Annotated in this window: 21 protein-coding genes and 4 pseudogenes; 16 read left to right on the top strand and 9 right to left on the bottom strand. The window is 31.3% G+C overall.

The window, feature by feature from the left end; all coding sequences use genetic code 11:
- Positions 1–1,031 precede the first annotated feature (1,031 nt).
- Entirely contained in the window at positions 1,032–2,723 is a 1,692-nt protein-coding gene (locus tag JFU23_RS29580; protein ID WP_201033476.1) for a hypothetical protein, read from the top strand.
- A gap of 1,047 nt (positions 2,724–3,770) precedes the next feature.
- On the opposite strand, the pseudogene JFU23_RS30790 reads toward JFU23_RS29580, so the two are convergent.
- A pseudogene (locus tag JFU23_RS30790) lies at positions 3,771–3,884 on the bottom strand (Replicase RepFR55); the annotation flags it as partial.
- A gap of 137 nt (positions 3,885–4,021) precedes the next feature.
- Here JFU23_RS30790 and JFU23_RS29585 point away from each other — a divergent pair.
- The 7 genes from JFU23_RS29585 (at position 4,022) to JFU23_RS29615 (ending at position 8,777) form a co-directional block, all read left to right on the top strand.
- On the top strand, positions 4,022–5,191 hold the full coding sequence (locus tag JFU23_RS29585; protein ID WP_201033477.1) for an AimR family lysis-lysogeny pheromone receptor: 1,170 nt from the start codon (positions 4,022–4,024) through the stop codon (positions 5,189–5,191).
- Positions 5,188–5,325: a hypothetical protein gene (locus JFU23_RS29590; RefSeq protein WP_002090818.1), complete on the top strand. Its 138-nt coding sequence runs from the start codon at positions 5,188–5,190 to the stop codon at positions 5,323–5,325. The genes JFU23_RS29585 and JFU23_RS29590 overlap by 4 nt, the downstream gene beginning before the upstream one ends.
- Positions 5,326–5,475: 150 nt before the next feature.
- A protein-coding gene (locus tag JFU23_RS29595; RefSeq protein ID WP_374191743.1) for an IS1182 family transposase occupies positions 5,476–6,938 on the top strand; the annotation gives its coding sequence in 2 pieces (ribosomal slippage) (positions 5,476–6,037 and positions 6,037–6,938; 1,464 coding nt in all).
- 806 nt (positions 6,939–7,744) lie between these two features.
- A complete protein-coding gene (locus tag JFU23_RS29600) occupies positions 7,745–7,945 on the top strand; it encodes a hypothetical protein (RefSeq protein WP_201033478.1) in 201 nt (66 codons plus the stop codon).
- An 85-nt stretch (positions 7,946–8,030) separates the two neighbouring features.
- Positions 8,031–8,231 carry a hypothetical protein gene (locus JFU23_RS29605; RefSeq protein WP_201033479.1) on the top strand — a complete coding sequence of 67 codons (201 nt, stop codon included), beginning with the start codon at positions 8,031–8,033 and terminating at the stop codon, positions 8,229–8,231.
- Positions 8,232–8,317: 86 nt separating this feature from the next.
- Positions 8,318–8,506 (top strand): hypothetical protein, encoded by a 189-nt coding sequence (locus tag JFU23_RS29610; protein ID WP_201033480.1) that lies wholly within the window; start codon positions 8,318–8,320, stop codon positions 8,504–8,506.
- Positions 8,507–8,576: 70 nt separating this feature from the next.
- Positions 8,577–8,777 carry a hypothetical protein gene (locus JFU23_RS29615; RefSeq protein WP_078178894.1) on the top strand — a complete coding sequence of 67 codons (201 nt, stop codon included), beginning with the start codon at positions 8,577–8,579 and terminating at the stop codon, positions 8,775–8,777.
- Positions 8,778–8,973: 196 nt separating this feature from the next.
- Here JFU23_RS29615 and JFU23_RS29620 read toward each other — a convergent pair whose 3' ends face one another.
- The 6 genes from JFU23_RS29620 to JFU23_RS29640 all read right to left on the bottom strand — a co-directional run bounded on the left by JFU23_RS29620 (position 8,974) and on the right by JFU23_RS29640 (position 12,357).
- Entirely contained in the window at positions 8,974–9,090 is a 117-nt protein-coding gene (locus JFU23_RS29620; protein WP_002069235.1) for a YjcZ family sporulation protein, read from the bottom strand.
- Between the two features lie 137 nt (positions 9,091–9,227).
- Positions 9,228–9,437 carry a hypothetical protein gene (locus JFU23_RS31140; protein ID WP_240381191.1) on the bottom strand — a complete coding sequence of 70 codons (210 nt, stop codon included), beginning with the start codon at positions 9,435–9,437 and terminating at the stop codon, positions 9,228–9,230.
- Between the two features lie 227 nt (positions 9,438–9,664).
- The gene (locus JFU23_RS29625) at positions 9,665–10,240 is read right to left on the bottom strand and encodes a hypothetical protein (RefSeq protein ID WP_201033481.1); all 576 of its coding nucleotides are present in this window, start codon (positions 10,238–10,240) and stop codon (positions 9,665–9,667) included.
- 134 nt (positions 10,241–10,374) lie between these two features.
- Positions 10,375–10,845, bottom strand: a complete 471-nt coding sequence (locus tag JFU23_RS29630; protein WP_201033482.1) for an SHOCT domain-containing protein — start codon at positions 10,843–10,845, stop codon at positions 10,375–10,377.
- A gap of 229 nt (positions 10,846–11,074) precedes the next feature.
- Positions 11,075–11,728: a class D sortase gene (locus JFU23_RS29635; RefSeq protein ID WP_201033483.1), complete on the bottom strand. Its 654-nt coding sequence runs from the start codon at positions 11,726–11,728 to the stop codon at positions 11,075–11,077.
- Positions 11,729–11,784: 56 nt separating this feature from the next.
- Positions 11,785–12,357 (bottom strand): excalibur calcium-binding domain-containing protein, encoded by a 573-nt coding sequence (locus JFU23_RS29640; protein WP_201033484.1) that lies wholly within the window; start codon positions 12,355–12,357, stop codon positions 11,785–11,787.
- Between the two features lie 481 nt (positions 12,358–12,838).
- On the opposite strand from JFU23_RS29640, the gene JFU23_RS29645 reads away from it, so the two are divergent.
- Both JFU23_RS29645 and JFU23_RS29650 read left to right on the top strand, forming a co-directional pair.
- Complete coding sequence (locus JFU23_RS29645; RefSeq protein WP_201033485.1) at positions 12,839–12,997, top strand: hypothetical protein; 159 nt, start codon at positions 12,839–12,841, stop codon at positions 12,995–12,997.
- Positions 12,987–13,226, top strand: coding sequence for a hypothetical protein (locus JFU23_RS29650; protein WP_201033486.1), 240 nt, complete (start codon positions 12,987–12,989; stop codon positions 13,224–13,226). Before JFU23_RS29645 ends, JFU23_RS29650 begins: the two co-directional genes overlap by 11 nt.
- 107 nt (positions 13,227–13,333) lie before the next feature.
- On the opposite strand, the gene JFU23_RS29655 is transcribed toward JFU23_RS29650, so the two are convergent.
- Positions 13,334–13,489, bottom strand: coding sequence for a DUF4021 domain-containing protein (locus JFU23_RS29655; RefSeq protein WP_201033487.1), 156 nt, complete (start codon positions 13,487–13,489; stop codon positions 13,334–13,336).
- Between the two features lie 99 nt (positions 13,490–13,588).
- Here JFU23_RS29655 and JFU23_RS30795 point away from each other — a divergent pair, with 99 nt between their 5' ends.
- The 4 genes and pseudogenes from JFU23_RS30795 to JFU23_RS31385 form a co-directional block, all read left to right on the top strand.
- Positions 13,589–13,783, top strand: coding sequence for a hypothetical protein (locus JFU23_RS30795; RefSeq protein ID WP_137057813.1), 195 nt, complete (start codon positions 13,589–13,591; stop codon positions 13,781–13,783).
- Between the two features lie 470 nt (positions 13,784–14,253).
- A pseudogene (locus JFU23_RS29660) lies at positions 14,254–14,487 on the top strand (hypothetical protein); the annotation flags it as partial.
- A 410-nt stretch (positions 14,488–14,897) separates the two neighbouring features.
- A pseudogene (locus tag JFU23_RS31380) lies at positions 14,898–14,975 on the top strand (Gp49 family protein); the annotation flags it as partial.
- A 280-nt stretch (positions 14,976–15,255) separates the two neighbouring features.
- A pseudogene (locus JFU23_RS31385) lies at positions 15,256–15,396 on the top strand (N-acetylmuramoyl-L-alanine amidase family protein); the annotation flags it as partial.
- A 168-nt stretch (positions 15,397–15,564) separates the two neighbouring features.
- Here JFU23_RS31385 and JFU23_RS30800 read toward each other — a convergent pair.
- A complete protein-coding gene (locus JFU23_RS30800; protein WP_002191567.1) occupies positions 15,565–15,867 on the bottom strand; it encodes a hypothetical protein in 303 nt (100 codons plus the stop codon).
- A gap of 1,802 nt (positions 15,868–17,669) precedes the next feature.
- Here JFU23_RS30800 and nheA point away from each other — a divergent pair.
- Positions 17,670–18,830, top strand: coding sequence for a non-hemolytic enterotoxin subunit A (gene nheA, locus JFU23_RS29665; protein ID WP_201033488.1), 1,161 nt, complete (start codon positions 17,670–17,672; stop codon positions 18,828–18,830).
- A gap of 54 nt (positions 18,831–18,884) precedes the next feature.
- On the top strand, positions 18,885–20,087 hold the full coding sequence (gene nheB / locus JFU23_RS29670; RefSeq protein WP_201033489.1) for a non-hemolytic enterotoxin subunit B: 1,203 nt from the start codon (positions 18,885–18,887) through the stop codon (positions 20,085–20,087).
- The last annotated feature ends 50 nt before the right edge of the window (positions 20,088–20,137 follow it).

Below are 20,137 nucleotides of genomic sequence, written 5' to 3' on the forward strand. Positions count from 1 at the left end.
ATTCGAAACAAAAAATACCGATAAACTGTTGATTTCCACTTCACAAGCATTAACGTTATTTCATACTTCGACACAGATACCTCTACTTTTATGAAACATTATAGTGGCAGTTACTATTGAAAACTTGAAACGCTTTAGCTTTATGATGGCAAGTATATTCTGAACAAGAAATACCAATGAATTTTTGGATTTCATTTAACAAGAATTAACGTTATTCCATATATCGGCACGAATACCTTTACTTTTATGAAACATCATAGCTACATTGTGGCAGTTACTATTAAAAACTTGAAACGTTATAGCTATATGGTGGCAACAACTCTTTAAATCTGAAACATAAACGCACTAAAATCTGTTCATATAAAAAAAAATATTTTTCATTTAAATTAGTGCTAAACATTGATATAAAGCCATTCTTTAAAAAAACTAAAAAATCCCAATGAAATGCTATAGCTATATGATGGCAACAACTTTTTTTTAAAAAAACCTATGAATCCATATGTAACAAGGGTTTAGGTACATTTCAAGCGCAATGAAACATTGATTTCAAACATGAAACGCCATAGCTTTATGATGGCAACAATCTAAAAAAAAGATGAAACGTATATAGCTATATGATGGCAATAGTCCCTTGACGTAAATTAACATGAAAACGCTATACCACAACATTTATGAATGAATTCTACACATTATTTAGTCATTTCAAAATATGAAACGTTATAGCTATATGATGGCAACAACTTTTAGACAAAAGTACTAAAAAACCTATCATATCAAGGTTTATGTGCTGTTTCATTCATTTCAGATACGTTTCATATTCAAAATACCTTATAGCTTTATGGTGGCCAAAAGTTTTTTTTTGTGAAACGTTGAATCCCTTGTGCCTCTAAGGCTGAGGCTGCGTTTCACATTTTTGATTTTCCTCTTAAAGAGACACATTTCACCAAGATTCGATTTGATATAATCAAAATTGAATTTTTATATCCTATTTAGGTAAAAACTGAAACTCATAATAAGAGGAGGTGAAAAAGATGGCTAAACCTTTCGTTATAAAGAACAAACGTAGTTTAAATGGTGAAACAACAACTCCAGTATTAGTAACAATTAAAGCATGGCAAAAATTAGTGGAAGCTTTAGAAGGCAAATACTATAGCTTTAAAGATACATATCTAGAAGATATCGTAAATTCAATGTCTTACGAGGAACGAATTGCAGATGAAGAAGGGTTTGTTGAAAAAGCCAAACCATCTTTTTCACTTCAAATGAAAAATCTCTTCACTAAAGCAAATGGTAGAAAGCATAAGCTATATGGTATTACTAATGCAGATCTAGAAGTATTTCTATTTCTACATAAAAAATGTAATACCTATGGTGAACTTTCTCATGTTTCCATTCACATGCTTTGGGAGGACTACAAAAACTATAAAGAAGCATTTTCACATATTCATCATTCACAATTCTATGTTGCGTTGAAAAAGCTAAGCTTACACAACATCATTGAAATTGAGAATGAGTACAGTGGTAAATATAAAATTACATTAACTGATTTTATGAACAAGGAAACGAATAAAGCGAATCCTTACACGTTTATCAGCCCAATTGTATTTACAAAAGAGTTCTTCGATTTATCCATTGCTGCTAAAAAGCTATTTATTGATATCGCAATGCAGCAAAAACGAGAAACTACTTTGAAACGTTCACTATACAAATTTGATGAACAAGGACAACAGACTCATTTTGGCGGTATGTATCGCTTCTTACATAAGAAATACCCACATCAGATACGTTCTGTAATGGCTGAATTAACAACTAAATCTACTGCTACTGGATCTTCTTTGTTTAAAATTTGCAAATTAGAAAAAGGGAAAAAGAATAAAAAGCAGTATACAACACTGCATTTATCTGTACACCCTGATTTCCTGTGTAATAAGGAAATAGGGGAAGAGTATCGCGATCCATTTACACCAAGACTTACATATAAACGTAAAGCTAAGTTCATTGAAGAATCATTAGTTGAAATGAATATTGCAGAATTTACAAAAGATATAAACCAATTTGTAAATGTCTTAAAACATTCCTGTCATCGTCAAATCCGCCAAGTGATTCGTGGATTACGTGAAATGATTGATAGACAAGAGGGTTTCCCTAAAAACCTTGTTTATACACTAAGCAAATTATTAAAGCAGTCTTCTCAATATCGCGTATTAGATACGGCTGCTAAAACAGGTATTTATTCTCTGATTACACATAATGTGCCGAGAGAGAAACAAGAAGATGCGGTATTTAAATTTGGTACTCACTTCGCTATATATTCATTACAAAATGTTAAGAAGTTATTCTGTAAAGCGCATGACCTTCTTCATGCTACATATGCGGTTCCTGTGACTGAAGAAGCATACCATCGTAATTATATGCAGTATCAAGAAGAAACACTATTTAGGAAGTATGCTTTTGAGCAAGGAGTAAATGTTAACGCATATACTGCATTAGAAATTAAAATTCGTGAATTATTAAAATCTAATGGCCCTAAAGAACATCATATTCCAAGTGATATTCGCGAACTGTTCATTGAAAAAATAGATAGATTGCCTAAGGAAAAAATCCGCGTAATTGAAGTTCCTAAAGACTTTAATTTAATCGATTTTCTTCATTCCTTAGAAGCTTATTACCGTAAAAATAGTGAAATACCATACACGGTAGATCAGCTGCTTCCTGCAATATAAAATTACATGCTCTCCTTTTTTGAAAAATCAAAGAAGGGGGGCTATTCGTGTTGAAATTAGAAATTATATTCGTACTATCCAAACATAAAAGAGAGAGATTCTTAAATTTGAGTTAGAATACCTCTCTTTTTTTATACACTTCTATACAAAATTCCTAAAATATAATCAGTAATTCACAATTATACTTTACTTTTTTCTGAATATTCGTTCTCTTGCTGGCATTTAATCTACTAAAAATCGTAAATATATATATTAATTCAGTGGATATCTTAATAATTTTGTCCAAATGTGTACAATAAAATAGCTCAAAGCTTTATTTATAAATATTTTATATATAAATCTACTTAAAATCAGAATGTTTTTTGTTAATAATGTTGATTTACTGAATTATGTCTATAACTTACTTCTAAATGTTAATAAAATGTGGGTTATTTTATAGCTTATGTGGAAATCATGTTATTAATTTAAGCTAGACTACCATTAATCTTATATACACTTTTACGCATCAAAATGATGCTGATTATATGTAGGTTAAGCAATTCAACTTTATGATATTTTGTATATTTAGAGCGACGTAAAACGCAATAAATACATTTCCAATAAGTGTTTTTTTCGATTTTTTATGGTTCTATAACTTTGCAGACACTGTTATTACTGAGTTTGTAGGCCATTTTTCATAAGTATAATAGTTTTATCTTTATATTCTTTTTATATAAAAGATATATATTATATTAGGTTTTAAAGTACTATCCGAAAGACTTCTCCTTATTTAAGCCTGTAAAAATTAATAATCTAACAATAGGTAAGAAATAAATTTTAGTTTAACATCACAAAAGAAAACCTTAAACTTGGACATACTGATAGTATTACTCTAGAAAAGGTGTGTGATCAGTATGAAAAGGAAAATTTGTTCAAATGGAAGCATTATCAGCCGAAACTAATCTTAGATAGAAATGTACAGAAAATTGCTATGCCATGTTTTAACTAAAATTTTTACACCAGAATCATTCCAAATTGAATTATATAAATAAAGGAATTCACTTAAAATTTATTAAACTGGAACCATTGTACACGATCTTTAAAACCCCATCTTGTGTAGCGATCGATATCAGGTGGCAATCTCAAAACAATTATGTACGCATCATTTTCAGAAAGGTATAATTGTAAAACAATTGTTGAGAAATATGCGTAATTGCTTAGGTTTTTGTAGTAATAGATAATTTATTACCACTTGTTTGTTATAATCCATATATATGTATCTGAATTTTCTAACAAGATGTGTAAAGAGGTGTGGATATATGAGTGAGTGGGTTGAAAAGATGCAAGATCAAATGAATAAGACAAATAGATCATATGATAGTTTTGCAAGAGAACTTGACATGCCTAAATCAACATTAACAGATTTTTTTCGCTATCATAAAGAAATTTCAATGCTTAGTGTATATAAAATGGCTAATACGCTCTTTAATGAGGATAGAGTAATAAATGAGAAATGTTGTATAGAAGTTTTTTCGAAATATGAAAGAAATATAAAAATTAACATGAAGAGACTGTTTGTTTTATCGTATTTAAATGGATATAATTCAATTCTAGAATATTTAATCAACATGACGAGTAAGCATAAGAATAGTTATGTTAAAAAATATTCACCATTGATAAGTTTGTTTTATGAGAGATCAAAGGGAGGAAACCCTAAAAAACATATCCTAATGGTAGAAGAAATTCGGAAGAGCATTCCAGAAAAAGAAACTTTAGATATGGAGATCATTTCTGATATTCTCTATTTGTTGTCTGTTGGGGATATTGGAGACTTTGGAATGTTTGATACTTATAGAAACCGTATTTATCAGAACATTTCTGTACATAAAAACCAAGATTTAAAATGGCTATATAAATATTGGATAGATGACATATGGAGTTATTCCTTGTTAAGAAGGTTAAGAATTGATGAATTTAATGAGTATAATAGCCAGCTAAGGTCATATGGTTATTTGAAATATTTTCCTGTTATGGAGGCTACAATCGATTTACGTAAAGGAGAAAGTTTAATATTTACAGATTATAAGCAATCATATAAACATTCTTTAAGAGCAATGAATATATTTAAGAACCAGAGTGTTATAAAATATAAAATAGCATTAAACAATATTAATTTTTTAAAACTTGTAAATAAAGAAGCAGTTGAAACCATTGACTTAGATACACTCCATCCAGCAGAGTTAGCACTATATTTTATAATAAATAACGAGAAAAAGAGAGCAATTGATATCTTATTAGAAATTTTAGATGAAAATAAAAAGCTTAGTCCTATTCAATATTGTTACTTAGGACAAGCAAAGATGGATTTAAAAATGATTGCTGATTCCAAACAAATGTTTATTGAAAATGGCGATTACTTCTTTGCTCAATATGCAGCACGAGTATATTGTGAATATAAAGAAATGTTAGAATATGGAGGCGTGAAATGAAAAAAATAGCCATATTATGTATAACAACATTTATATTGTTTGCTGGAATTAGTTTATTAGACAATGAAGAGAAGGATATGTCATTGTCTAATAAAATTCAGTATCTTGTATCTGATCCTGGTGGCATGGGTTGAATCTTAAAAATATAAAAGTAACAAAAGACATCGTATAACGATGTCTTTTGTTCAGGCTGTGGAGAAAGCCTTCTCCACAGCCTATTTTTGTGTCTGAACCTCTTTTTATGTGTCAACACTGATAAAAAAGAGGAAAAGGAGAGATTTCTTATGATGGGTGCTTTAAAAAATCATCGCGACGAGCGTGTATCTGTTTCTGTAGAAGAATTGGTTCCACAAGATCATTTCCTTCGTGCGATTGAAGCGACAATTAGTTTTGATTTTATTGAGGAGAAGTTACGCCCTTATTATTGTGAAAACAATGGCCGTCCGTCAATCCATCCTATCGTTTTATTTAAGATGATGTTTATTGGATATTTTTATGGTATTCGTTCTGAGCGTCAATTGGAAAAGGAGATTAAAACGAACATTGCCTACCGTTGGTTTTTAGGGTTCTCTCTATCAGATACAATTCCAGATCATTCTACAATCAGTTGGAATCGCCGTACTCGTTTCGTTCATACAAATATTTTCGAAGAAATTTTTGATGAGATTGTGAGACAAGCGACGGAGCGCCGTATGGTAGGAGGACGTGCGTTGATGACAGATTCCACACACATTAAGGCCAATGCCAATAAAAATAAATTTGTACATAAATATAAAAAAGAAAAGGCAAAGTTCTATATAGATGAACTAGAAGCTGCGGTAATCGAAGATCGTGAGGCGCACGGAAAAAAGAATTAAAACCTAGAAAGGAAAGTGATACCCCTACTAAAAAAACTCGGATAAGTACAACGGATCCAGATAGTGGATTTTTAATGAGAGATGGAAAACCGAACGGTTTTCATTTTTTAGATCATCGTACGACTGATGCGAAGTACAATATTATTACAGATACCTATATAACGGCTGGAAATATGGCAGATTCCGAGCCGTATTTAGCACGTCTACAAGCTCAAGTTGATAAATTCGGATTTGAAGTGGAAGCTGTAGCTCTTGATGCAGGCTATTTTACAGGATATATCTGTAAGAAGTTATCAGAAAGAAATATATTTATGGTGATGGGGTATCGCCGATTTGGAAAGAGAAATAAAGAAGTACCGAAAAGCCAATTTAAATATGTAGAAGAAATGAATGCATTTGCTTGTCCGATGGGATGTATTTTAGAATATGCGACAACGGATCGCGAAGGATATCGTCAATATAAATCGAATCCAGAAGACTGCGCTGTTTGTCCGCTACGTGAGGTATGCTTTTCAAAGAAACAAAAACAAAAAGTTATCACCCATCATATATGGGAGAAATATAAAGATATCGCTAGAAAAAACAAACTAACAGCTACAGGGAAAAAGTTGTATAAAGTACGATGTTCAACTATAGAGCGAAGCTTTGCGGATGCAAAAGAACTACATGGCTATCGATATGCTCGGTTTCGAGGGCTGAAATCTGTCCAAATGCAGGCTTACCTCACCGCCGCTTGTCAAAACATGAAAAAAATAGCCCTCCATCTAACCAAAAAGGGGTTGGTGGAGGGCTATTTTTCTAAATTCTACTATTTTTTGTTGTTTTCTTTCGCTAAAATCAAAAAAGATTCCAGAGTGTTGGGAACCCTAAAGGGTTTCCCAACACTCTGAAAAAACGTAGAAATAATTATTTTCTACGTTTTTTATTGTATCAATTTGAATACTTTCCCAGAGTGGCCCCTCATACCCAGAATCGTTTCCGTACCCCATTAAGAGATAAATATAGAAATATTAATGGTTTTATTATACATAATATGGGATGTTTTTAGTAAGTAGTTATAATAAAAAAACACCCAAAGGTGTCTTCCTGCGACTTGAACCACTTTACTGGAAATTAAGTAAACACGTCCTATAAAACAGAATCATTTATTTTTACCAGATTGTTAGTGTACAAATACAAGAGAATCGAGATCGTTTGTTTGGCTAGATTAAAGCAACGCCACATCTATATGGTTGAGATGTGTTACGCCTTCTAATCGGAGAATCTGCTTTATAGAACGTGTCCACAATTTATATTTTACTACATGTAATATTTATTTAGTGTAATTTTTACAAACATGTATAATTGCATAAAGTTTATGAAAAAATGAGAGTATAATTTGGTATTGTGTAATAAAGATAAAGTCCACCTACGGAAATAGGTGGGCTTTTTTATTGGGTATTACTATCTCAGTGCACAAAAGGGAATTTGTATTTAAATAATAGCATATCCTTAAAGTTCTTATATTGAGAAATAAAGAAAAAACACTCTTAGGTGCCTTCCTCCGACTTGGACTATCCTGTATTAATGTCGTGTCTATTAATAAAATAAGTTATATAAATAATTTGTTATACTTCCATGTTCCCTAGCTGATATAATGTATAAGGCAATTATTGGTTAATTAATAGCGCACATATATTAGGGAGGTACATGAGTCATGGAGTTAATAATTTCTTCATTTGTATTAGTGGTAATATTCCTTATTCTTTCGATAGTTTTAAGTGGTAAAGGTCAGCGAATAGCAAAAGAAGTTTTAAAAGAGCTTATTAATGGTCCTGAGGGGAAAATGTTGGTAGGTTTTTTTGGATCAGCAGCAGTTACAGGAGTAATTTTTGTCATTTGGCTTTTATTGAAGTAAGCATTCTAGTTACTCAGGCTGATACAAGGTGCAAGAAAATTACTGGATAATTAAAGGGACATATATATTAGGGGGGACATAAGTAATGATAGAGATAATCGCGGCATTAATTTCACTAGTCGTACATTTTATTAGTTATCTCTTTTCAACAGGAGAAGGCAAGAAAAAAGCAAAAGCAGATTTAAAAGAAATTGTTACTGATAATGAGGGGAAAATGTTGTTAGGATTTTTTGGAGGTGCGGCAGTTACAGGAGTAATTTTTGTCATTTGGCTTTTATTGAAATAAACATTCCAGTTACTCGGGCTGATATAATTTACAAGGTAATTATTGGTTAATTAATGGTTCACATATATTAGGGAGGCACATAAGCCATGTTAGATGTAATTACGGCATTTTTCTTACTAATTTTCCATTCTATTGTTTATCTCTTTTCAAGTGGAGAAACTAAGCAAATAGCAAAAAATCATATAAAAGAAATTGTTAATAGTCCGGATGGAGTAATAATATTAATCGTTGCTGCGGCACTTTTAATCGGGGGGATATATTTATTATCAGTATGATTTCAGATATCTTAGCTTAAAACGTATAAGGAAATTAATAGTACATATATAGTAGGGAGGTACATAAGTAATGATAGATATAATATTCTCATTGTTCTTAGTGGTTACGTATTTCATTATTTATCTCTTTTCAAGTGGAGAAAAGAAACAACAAGCAAAAGAAAATCTAAAAGAGGTTATTACGGGTGCTGATGGTAAACTCCTATTAATTACTCTTATGGGAATTATAATCGTGGTAATCTATTTATATTTTTATGGTTTCGGTTTATGAATATAAACTAAAATCATATCCAAGTATAAGAGACAATGGTTCACCTGGGAAGTATGCGTATTATGGTGGAGAATGGGACACAGGTGGTCTTTTTGGAGAAGCCAAATGTGTTTATAATAAAACTGATGAATCGGATAATAAATAATATACATAAAGAAAAGACACCCATATAAGAGTGTCTTTTCCGATAGTTTGTTTAGCAGAAGCAGCTAGCTCCAACTATGATTAATAAAATAAATAGTACAACTAATAAAGCAAATCCTCCAGCGAAACCGCCGCCGCCACAACTACCGCAACTACCACCAAATCCCATTTTAATCTCTCCTTTGAGTAGGAGGGGAAATTCAAGGTCACTCATGTATTTTAACGGGTTCACTTTACTTTATGGTTTTACGCATTAATTGAGCAGGTCCTTTTGAAAATAAAGAAAAGACACCCAAAGTTGCCTTCCTACTCTGTAACAAATTTAAATACATAATACATGAAAAGTAACAAAGATAGACTTGCTAATCTGCTAGCAATTGATTCCGTCATAAACTTCATAAGTACCACTTTGACAATCAATGCTAAGAATAACGGTATAAACAGTATCATAGCCAGCTTGATCGCTAAGTCGTTTATAGTTGGATTAAACGCTTCAAAATTAATTATGATATTCACTTACCTTTCTTTTATTCTTTTATATTTATAATACAATTGATATTATTTTGTCTAATAAAGAAAAGACACCCTAAGGTGCCTTCCTCCGACTTGAACCACTTTAATTTTAATAATATAACTTTTAAAACAACGAATATATCTTTAATCTTTCATATAATATATTATCATATTTTTCAGCGAATTCAACAAAGAAAAGACACTCTTTCGAGGGCCACTTAATACCCATATTAAATACTTGGTGGTGCATCGATTGAAACGTTGATGTCAGTAGGACTTCCGAAAATGGAGATTCTTACTCCGTCCACCATTATGTTCTCACTATCTTTACTAGATTCTTTTCCTTCAACCATTTTGTCTAGTTTATCTGACCATGTTAATCCTGTAGCTTTTATCATAGCTTTAATAGTGTTAAGATCCGGCGCTCCATTATATAACATACTGTCAATTGTCTTGCCATCTCTTCTTAAACTCACACTAACCCACTTAGTATCTGTGTTACCATAGTTTTCTTCTTTTGTGTAATAAAATCGATGGGTTTTAGTGCTTTCTTCAAGTTCAAGATTAAAAGGTAGTATTTGAATACCTTGACCAGCTAACTCATCTTTAATTTTATTGTAGTTTTTTAGGTATTGATCTGTAGTCATATCTTGAAAGGCTAATTTTTCTTTAGATTTTGTCTCTTCTTTTTTATAAGCAGGCTCAGATGACTTTGACTCAGTTGTAGTCTTTTCGTTCGAGCTACAAGCAGCCATACCCATAAGTAATGCGCTACATGTTAATGCTGTAAGTAATTTGCGTTTCATTGTGTTACCCCCAGTATGTATTGGTTATATAAGCTAAAATGTAAGATTTCTTATCCCATGGTAGCAAATAAGTTATTTGTATTTTGTCATATTGTGTCGAATAGGAATAAAAAAAGAGAGCGGATGCCCACTTATTATATTCCTAATAGTTGTTTCTTTTTTGCTGTAAATTCTTCTTCTGTTAGAATTCCTTGATCTTTCAATGCAGCTAGTTTAGTGATTTCGTCAGCGACAGAATAGTTATTTACAGGATTTGTTGTAGAAGAATGCTCATTAGAAGCGAAAGTATTTTTTTCTTGTTCGTTCATATACCCTTCTATTAACTCTTTTGCTTTTAAGAAATTGTTATATTCGTGTTTATTAAACATGACAGTATTTTCATCTTTTGCCAAGTCAGAGGTGGATCTAGTTTTTACTTCAGAGCTTCCAGGGAAAACGAATTGGATATAACCATGTGAAAGGAAGCCTGGTGGTTTGAATTGTATACCCGTAAGACTTTTGATTTGGATTTCTTTAGATCCCTTACCGATTAAACGAGAGTATTTAATAGTAATTTTAGTTGGTGTGACTACTAGTGTACTTAGTTGCCCTTTAAATTCTAGCATGTATATCTCCTTTTTTTATAACAGTTTATATTGATAATAAGATGATAATAACAAATTATACCTTCTTAATTTGTCATATTCTGTCGAAAGATAAAAGAAAAGACACCCAAAGGTGCCTTCCTCCGACTTGAACCACTTTAATTTTAATAATACTAATATGAGTGTTGGATTTCCATCCAAATATTATTTTACCACTGAAAATAAAAAAAGAGAGCCGAAGCTCCCATCTTCAACGAGTGGAGAGTAGAGATGATTCAATTATGTATCGATCTGGAGCGTCTCCTATATAGTCAAAAGGATAGCAAGTTGTTAATGTTAATGTTGGCTCACTTTTGTCTACAATAACTGTTCGATCTTCTGAATCCGTTATCCAATGCTTGTTAATTCTATATGTATATGTTTTATTTTCATATTCCACGATAAGTTGGTCATTTTCCTTTAGTTGATCAAGCTCGGTAAAAACAGTATCTCTATGCCCACTTAAAACTGTATGTCCATTTCCAGATGGTGTAGTAGTTAAATCACTAACAAACATACCTACACCTTTTTTCAGTACTTTATCGTCAGCTCCCCAATATACAGAGTATTTCTTTTGTATTTTAGGGATAATTAAATATGCCACTTTATCTCCTAATTGATGGTTTACCGTTGAAGCTGGAATTTGTACAGGTTCTTCAGGTTGTAATGAAGTCTCAGTCTCTGTTTGATTGATGTCTGTTGTTTCATTTTCTTTAGAAGGTGTGGAGATCTCATAGTGTTTCGCTTCGTTAGTCGTTAGCGACTCTGCTGATTGTCTAGCACCATACCATTCTAGAAAATAATAGGAAAAGATAGTAAATCCAATAACAATTAAAAATAAGCCTAACCATTGTTTTTTATTCATTTTTATCACTCCATTTGAAAACGACAGGATTTCTCCTGCCGTTTTAAGGAACTATTTTATGCGTTTGTCTTTTTACGACGGAACATTAATACAGATCCAGCCAATGCTAAGCCTAAGCTTGCTAACATCATTGTAACACCGTTTGATGCTGTATTAGGTAATTTTTCACCTTGTTTTTTAGTTTCTTTTTTCACAACTGTATTAGTATTTTTCTTTGTTTCTTTTGCAGTTGTTTGAGGATTAGTATTTGTTGTTTGGTTGTTTTGTTTTGAATTCTCTTGCTTAGTATTTTCTTGTATAGCAGGTTCTTGCTTAGTGTTTTCCTGCTTAGTATTTTCTTGTTTAGTTTGTTCTTGAGGTTTAGTAGTTTCTTTATTTTCTGTTGTAGTATTTGTGCTTGTTGGATACTTATAATCTTCACATGGAATGCCATCTTTATCATTATCTAAACGATGTGGATCATTTCCAACGCCATATCCGTTCTGATCCCAGAATGCTTGAGCATCTTGTTGGCTTTTAAAATGTCCACAATTTTTTGTATCATTAGGACTCTTGGCTGCAAATGCAGCAGAACTGTACCCCACTGTTAATAATGTAACTGCTGTTGCTGAAGCTAATAGTTTTTTCATAAATTTCTCCATCTCCCTAAATGTTATGTATTTACATTGAAATATTTTACATTTTAAAAATTAACAATACAATAATAATTTGTAGATAAATGTAAGATTTCTAGATAATAATAGCAAACTATCAATTCGTATATTGTCATATTATGTCGAATGAAAATAAAAAAGAGAGCCGTAGCCCTCATTGGTTAATTCGGTAAAATTATGTAAAATTTTACCTATTACCTTTGAAAAAGATTTCTTTTATTATGAAATTAAATCACAATATTTCATTATTCTCACCTAAGAACCTTACATAATGATCAAGCTGCTTGCAGAAGTTCTCTCTTTGGCTTTCAGATAACACCCCATACTTTTTTTGAACACCAATTAGAGTATTATGTAGCCTTTCATCATCAATAGCGTCAGTGCGCCCAGTAAGCACATCTAGTATGTACAAGTATATGGATTTAGACAAAATCGTTATTTGAAAGGGGAATGAGTAATGAAGGAAATTGAGGAATTAAAAGATTGTCTTAGAAATGAAATGGTAACGCGAATGGATGATTCGGACATAGTTGATATATTAACTGTTTTGCAAAGAGCGGAAGAAGAAATTGAAACAAAGTCACTACAAGCTCACAAGAACTTTAGTGAAAACTGAACAGGAACATCATAAGGCGTTGGAACTACTGCAGGAGGATGCAAATAAAACCATTAAAGAATGGGAACGTATTAGCGATAAACAAGTTGAACATTTAACTCGAAACGGAAAAGAAATTATTAATTTGACTGAAACATATTTTGATACACTAGTGTATTTATCTACATTGGGAGATATTGCTGCAGTTCATAAAGCAATAAAAGATATTGTTGGTGCTACCCCTTGTTGAGGATAAACAAATTTCTTAACAAAAACGCTATTTGGTCTAATCTTCGAAAAATAAGAGCACTTTTGCAATGTGCTCTTAATTAGAAAGATGTTATGTGTAAATATGTACTAGGTTTTTGGTGAATTGCTTTTTTTACGGTGATCTTTGTCTTCAATATCAGTTTCAGGCATTCCGTATAATCCGTTCATAGTCTGCTCATCTAAATCAAGACCAAGCACATTATTATTTGTCACATCATCTTTTTCTTTTTTAGAGTTATTCATATATATCACCTCCTATTTTTAGGATGTCAAGAAGCGACATAAACATTCAAGGTTTGTTTCATGATAAAAACTTCATTTTAGAGTAAGGGGAGTTGGGTAATGGGGTTAAAGGAGTATGCTATTTACAAGGGTGAATCGCTAATATGTATTGGAACTGTACAGGAGTGCGCTCAATATTTGGGCGTACTTCCTAAGACAATACTCTTTTATAAGACACCATCTTATATAAAGAGAGTGGCCAGCAAAAAGAAGGCTCGTAATTATTTAACTGTTACGGCGTTAGATGAGGATTAGTATAAAAATTTCACTTTGTCTTAATATTTTTAAACCACGAAAAAAGGCTCTGCTGTTTCCAACAGAACCTTTCCTAAAACGGCAAAGAGTAACTCTTACCTTACTCTTCTCTGAATATAATATATCATTTTAATTAATAATGCAATATATTGATGTAAAAAATTATTTGTATGTATTTAAAAAAATGAGAATATGCCCTAGTGCGGTGCATGACTAGGGCATAAAAGTTAGTTGGTAAATATCTTCATAATTAATAATAACACATTATTTATATGTAATGTTAGGAATTATGGATATATATGATTTTCGAAAAAACTTTATAAAAATTTCATTTTGCAGAAAAATTTTCGCACAAAAAAGAGCGCTGTATACAAGTGCTCTTAAAAAGGAGGCCCTATGAGTGAATAGCTGCCATATCCGTAATATATGCTTGCCCTTTCAAATGGTGACAAGCTGATTAATATAAAAGAGCAGCAAGTGAAGGGGCTAACTATGTAGCTGTACAGATTGAAATGGATGGATTCCCTAGCGACGAGGTAATTATTAACGATAAACATAATATTGTTTCTAAATTAGAGTATTACAAGAAAACTTACAATGAAGATTTAGAGCATAGATACGCTCCAGGAATCCGTATTGTAGGATATGCATATGGCTATTCGTTTTCAGGAGTTCAACGTGAGTTAGGATTATCAGTGGAATAATGGTTAAACCAATAGCAATTATCGTAGGCGCTGCCGTGATCTTGGCGGTGTCTTGTTTGTTGTTAAGGAAAGATAAGGTTAATAATTTTTGAAAATAAAGATTTTAATCTCTTCTGATGGTATAATTCCCTTATTATTGGAATTAAAAAGAAAATACATACAAATAAAGGGATGGTTGATTTGAATGGGGAATTCTGATCACAGAGAAACAAAGGCAATATTAAAGATAGGGTTCATCTATATACCACTTGCATTTGGAGGATTTGTTTTTTTAAATATATTAGGTTACTTCAGAAAAATAAAAATAAAGATTATGCATTGGAAAAACAATTAATCTATTTAATTGTTTTTTTATTTTTCCCTAACAAAACAAACGAACACAACGAACGAAAATAGAGGAGGAAGTAATAATGAAAAATACAATTACTCAGGAAGATATTAATAGTATTTTAGAAAGAACACATTGGACAATAGAAGAGTTTCATGGTAATGAGTGTCTTTTCTTGTTAATTTTTAGGATTATTAGGAAATTACTTTCTCAATGAACAGAAATTATATACTGATGTATAATTAAATCAAGGTTATTACCCTTATCGTTTTTAGATTGGAAAGCTAACATCTTATTGATTCACTCTCCACGAAAGAAGATTACCCAACACAAAAGGGTCACCTATGAAAATAGGTGGCCCTTTTGTGATTGCGCACTCGTGCACATCATACCATTTTAAAAATTAAACAACGATTAATCCACCATGGATAAAGTTAACAAAAACAGGTGACTTTACGTATAAAGATAAGAAATTCTCCTTTAATCAAGACGGGGAAATGGTTACAGGGTGGGTTACATTAGAATCCCTTGTTAAAAAAGTATATCCTGAGCCAGATTTAGGAAAAGTATTGCGTGCAAAAGTATTGATTTTCCTAATTATGGATATTATTAGGTCTATTACATCATGAATTTTCTGTTTTTTCGTGTTGTAAATAAGCTATTTATATAAGGTTACATAACACCAATTAGGGGCAAGCAAATAGTCTTGTAACGTACCAAATTCACTTATAACACACATTATATATGAGTTAAATGAACATTATAGCCAAGAAAATAAAAACAGTAAAAATATGGCTAAACGTAAACAGTATGCTTTCATTTGTAATTGAATGCGAGAGCTTGGAATTATGACGAATAATTTTTTTCATTATAAAGCCATATAGGATTGAAATTACTGTAAGTACAAATAGTATAGTTAAAAATTTCATCCTATTATAGTCCACAGTTGTTGCTGTAATAATAGCAGGTTTTATGGCAAAGAAATATGCCATTAGATACATAAAGACATTCAAAGTACAATATACAGAAAAATTTATAATTTTTTTGTTCAAATTGATCCTCCTCATAAATAATCTTGTTTACAACATCTCTTTCAGGATCATTTGGTATGATAACCTTTATACCATTAGATTCTAAATGTGATTTGTTACCACCCTAATCTAGAATCGAAAACACTGTGTAGGTTCTATGTCTCTATCAAATGATTTTTTGCACCAGAACCAAAAAAAGAGATAAGAACACTTTTATTAAATGCACTATCTCTTTTCGAATATGTAATGCATATCCCATGTAAATTTACCACATATTTTAATGGGACTTACAGATTGCTCTTCAACAAAAATTATACCTCACACTTTGTAAAAAATATACATTTTCATTTCTTGTGAAATCCGCCGTGGAAATATATGCAATTCAAACATATTGACGTATTATATCTATCTATACCTATCGATACATATTATTATAATTAATATGTATCGAATATATATAAAGGTTTATCTGTAAGAATGCTACATTCTTCTCTATTTACCTATACTTATAATTTCACTAATTAATTATGATATAGATATTAATTTAAAGTTATTTATACAAAACAAATAAATGGATTTTTTAGGTAGAGAAAATGATATACCATTCTGTTTACTTAATTCACATAATTTTCAAAATTAAAATCTATGGATGTTAATATTTGTTATATAATATACTTATCAAAGCATTACCCCTGTAGTTTTATAATGAATCTGTAAGATAGTTTGTTTGTCCCGTATATTCACCTTAACTAAAAAGAACTTGTAGTGATTCCTACAAGTTCTTTTTGCCTTTCTTATTGTAATTAGGAATGAAAGTAAACTTTTGGGTAAAAGTTTACTTTCGATTTTTGAATCATTTATAGCTAATTTTGTAATAAATTTCTCAATATAGATATAATTATCAATTATGGTTTTAATATTAAAAATTAACAAAAAATAATTTATAATAACAATATGATAGTTATCCTTTTGTTTACTCCTTGTGCTAAAGATAAGATTGTGTTCCCGATCTTATCTTTTTTCTTTGTAGATTTTTGATACAAAAAAAGAATCCTTATAATAAGGATTCTGCAACAGGAAAGAACAAATATATAGTAATAAAAAGAATTTCTTGTATCATAGAACAAGTATCTGAAGTTGATATGTAGTGTATCTAGAGTCTATGTAAATTTAAAGATTTTTTTAATAAAATGTTTTTTTACATCTAATTAGGATATTGGCATAATTCATCCAATTATAGGTAAATTTGTAAATATTTTTTCGAGTTAATATAAACTGAAACAAAAACCAATTATCTGCATAGGTAATTGTTTTTTGTTTATTGTAAGTTAGTTATTTAATAAAAAACAATACATGGGTATGAAATGAATATTATGACTCATTTTTACAGGTATCTCGTTTAGACACATTTATCCATTTGTTATATTTTGTATTATCTCCCTTTTTCAGGGAATGGACTAAAACACCCACATTCAAAAATATTGTAGAATTTATGACAATTAACGATGGATTTCTTAATTCGTATATATCTTTTTATTTTAAATATGACATTACCAAAAAAATATATATATATTTTTGGTATATATATAACAAAACATAAAAAAAACTAGTCACTATTATCTTATAGTGGGTGATTAATCGTAATATTGCGTATTTTCTGATGTTTATATATTCTAATAGGGGGTATCTTTTTCCATCCCTCCAAAAAGGAGAATAAGAAAGAATCTAGTCAATATCTATTGCTATTTCCTTTATAAAAATAGTAATTGTAACAGACTTATTTTAGAATCTCTCTTTAAAAAATAAGAAAAGGAGGAGTTCAAGTGAAAAAAACTTTAGTTACAGGATTATTGGTTACAGCAATATTAGCAAGTCCTTCCAACTATGTAAGTGCTTACGCGGAGAGGGTGCAGTCTAAATCAGAGTCAACATATGTACAAAATGTCAAAAATGCGAATACATTATCACATTCGATTAGAACGTTAGGTTCACAATCACCTTTAGCGCAAGCATATGGATTAATTATTTTACAGCAACCAACCATTAAAGGGACTGGTATGAGCAGTTTAACGAATCACCAAGAATTTGTAAAAAATCATGTTCGCGAATGGTTAGATGAATATAATCCTAAGTTAGTTGATTTAAATCAAGATATGCAGCGTTTTAGTACAAGATTCAATGGTTATTATGGTACATTATATGATTTAGCGGAAACGGTAAATACAGATGCGGAAACAAAAGTGAGTTTTGTAAATGCTTTTAATAGACTACAACAGGACGTACAAACTATCCAAGATAATATGAACCAAACCTTATTGCAGCTAAATCGTTTTAATGATTTATTGCTTCAAGATAACAAAGGGTTTTCTGAAAAAGCAAAAATAGCAATTCAATCCTTAGAGGGGTCAGATGGAACTGTTACACAGCTAAGAGCTGATATTAAAAGACTTCAAGAAGAGATACTGGTAGAACTCGCAAAAATTTTAAATAGACCAAATGAAGTTCGTAACGGCGTTATAAATATTGGGAAGCAAGTCTTTACGATTGCGGGCGGAGCAGCTCAGACTCAAACTATAGATTTTATCTCTATTTCATCTCTTGGTGGTGGAATTTTAGATCTTTTCGACAGCCAAACAGCTGCTTCTGCTAGGATCATTGAGCAGAAACAAAAAGAATTACTACCACTAATTCAGCAGTTAGCAGAAACCCAAATTCAAGTGACTGAAATGACTTTTATTGAGGATCAAATGAATGGGTTTACTGAGATGATTAAGAGGCAAATTACAACTTTTGAATATTTGATGAATGATTGGAAAGCGCTAAATGATACAATGATCCAAATCCAACTCAATCTGAGTGCAGGGGCACACATGGATAGTGTTGGATTGCAAAATCAATTAATTCAGCTCAAAGAATTCAGTGATGAACTGTATTTGCAAACAAAAAAGTATGAAAATTTCATTACAAATGTAACAATAAATTAAGTTTAAGCAAAGAGTGGAATATGACTATACTGAAAGTTAAAGGAGAAGACAAAAATGGCAAAAAAGCCTTATAAAGTAATGGCTTTATCCGCATTAATAACGGTAATGGCAGCAGGTAGTATCATGCCAACATATGCTTCTGCAGCGGAAAGCATGGCAAAATCAACTCCTATTCACGCTAAAACAGGTACAACGGACGATTACCCGGATTATTCATTAGGACCAGAGGGTCTTAAAGAGGCAATAACAAATACAGGGTCAAATGCTTTAGTAATGGACCTTTATGCTTTAACAATCATTAAACAAGCAAATGCTGATTTCAATGGGCTCAATTCAATTGATACATCTTTACGAACGAAAATAATTAATGATCAAAATATTGCCAGAATAAATGCAGGGCAATGGTTAGATAAACTTAAACCGCAAATGATTTCAACGAATCAAAATATTATTAATTATAATACTAAATTTCAAAATTACTATGATACGTTAATAGCAGCTGTAAACAATAAGGACAAGGAAACATTATCAAATGGACTTACAAGGCTAAATAATGATGTTGTAGCAAATAAGGCGGAAGTTGACGAATTATTAGGAGAACTGCGAGAATTCCGAAAGAAAATGGCAACAGATACGCAAAACTTTAAACAAGATGCTACTCAAATAACGTCTATTTTAGCAAGTCAAGATGCTGGAATTCCGCTGTTGCAAAATCAACTCACAACGTATCATGCTACAATTGCTGAATATAATAAACTGCTTATTGCCTCAGCAGTTGCAACAGCTCTAGGCCCACTTGCTATTATAGGCGGAGCAGTTCTAATTGGTACTGGTTTAGGAGCTAAACTAGGAGTGGTGTTCATTGTAGGTGGTTTAGGAGCAACAGCAGGAGGTATAGCGGGAATTGTTATAGCAAAGCAAGAGATGGATAAGGCTCAGGAAGAGATTAAGAATATAACAGGACAAATAACCCAGGCTCAATTAGAAGTAGCTGGTTTAACCAATCTAAAAGAGCAAACTGAATCCTTAACAGAGACTATTGATATAGCAATTACTGCACTACAAAATCTTTCAACCAAATGGGATGTAGTTGGATCAAAATATAAATCTTTACTTAAAAATATTGCAGTTATGGACCCTAACGATCTATTTTTCATAAAAGAGGATCTCGATGTGGCTAAAGATAGTTGGAAAGAAGTTAGAGATACTGCTGCAAATCTTTATGAAACTGATATTAAATTAGTAGATACAAAATAATCAATTGATTTTATGTGATAAGGGTTCCCTGTTCAAACTTGAGCAGGGAA

This window comes from Bacillus sp. TH50, assembly GCF_016650565.1.
Lineage (GTDB): Bacteria > Bacillota > Bacilli > Bacillales > Bacillaceae_G > Bacillus_A > Bacillus_A mycoides.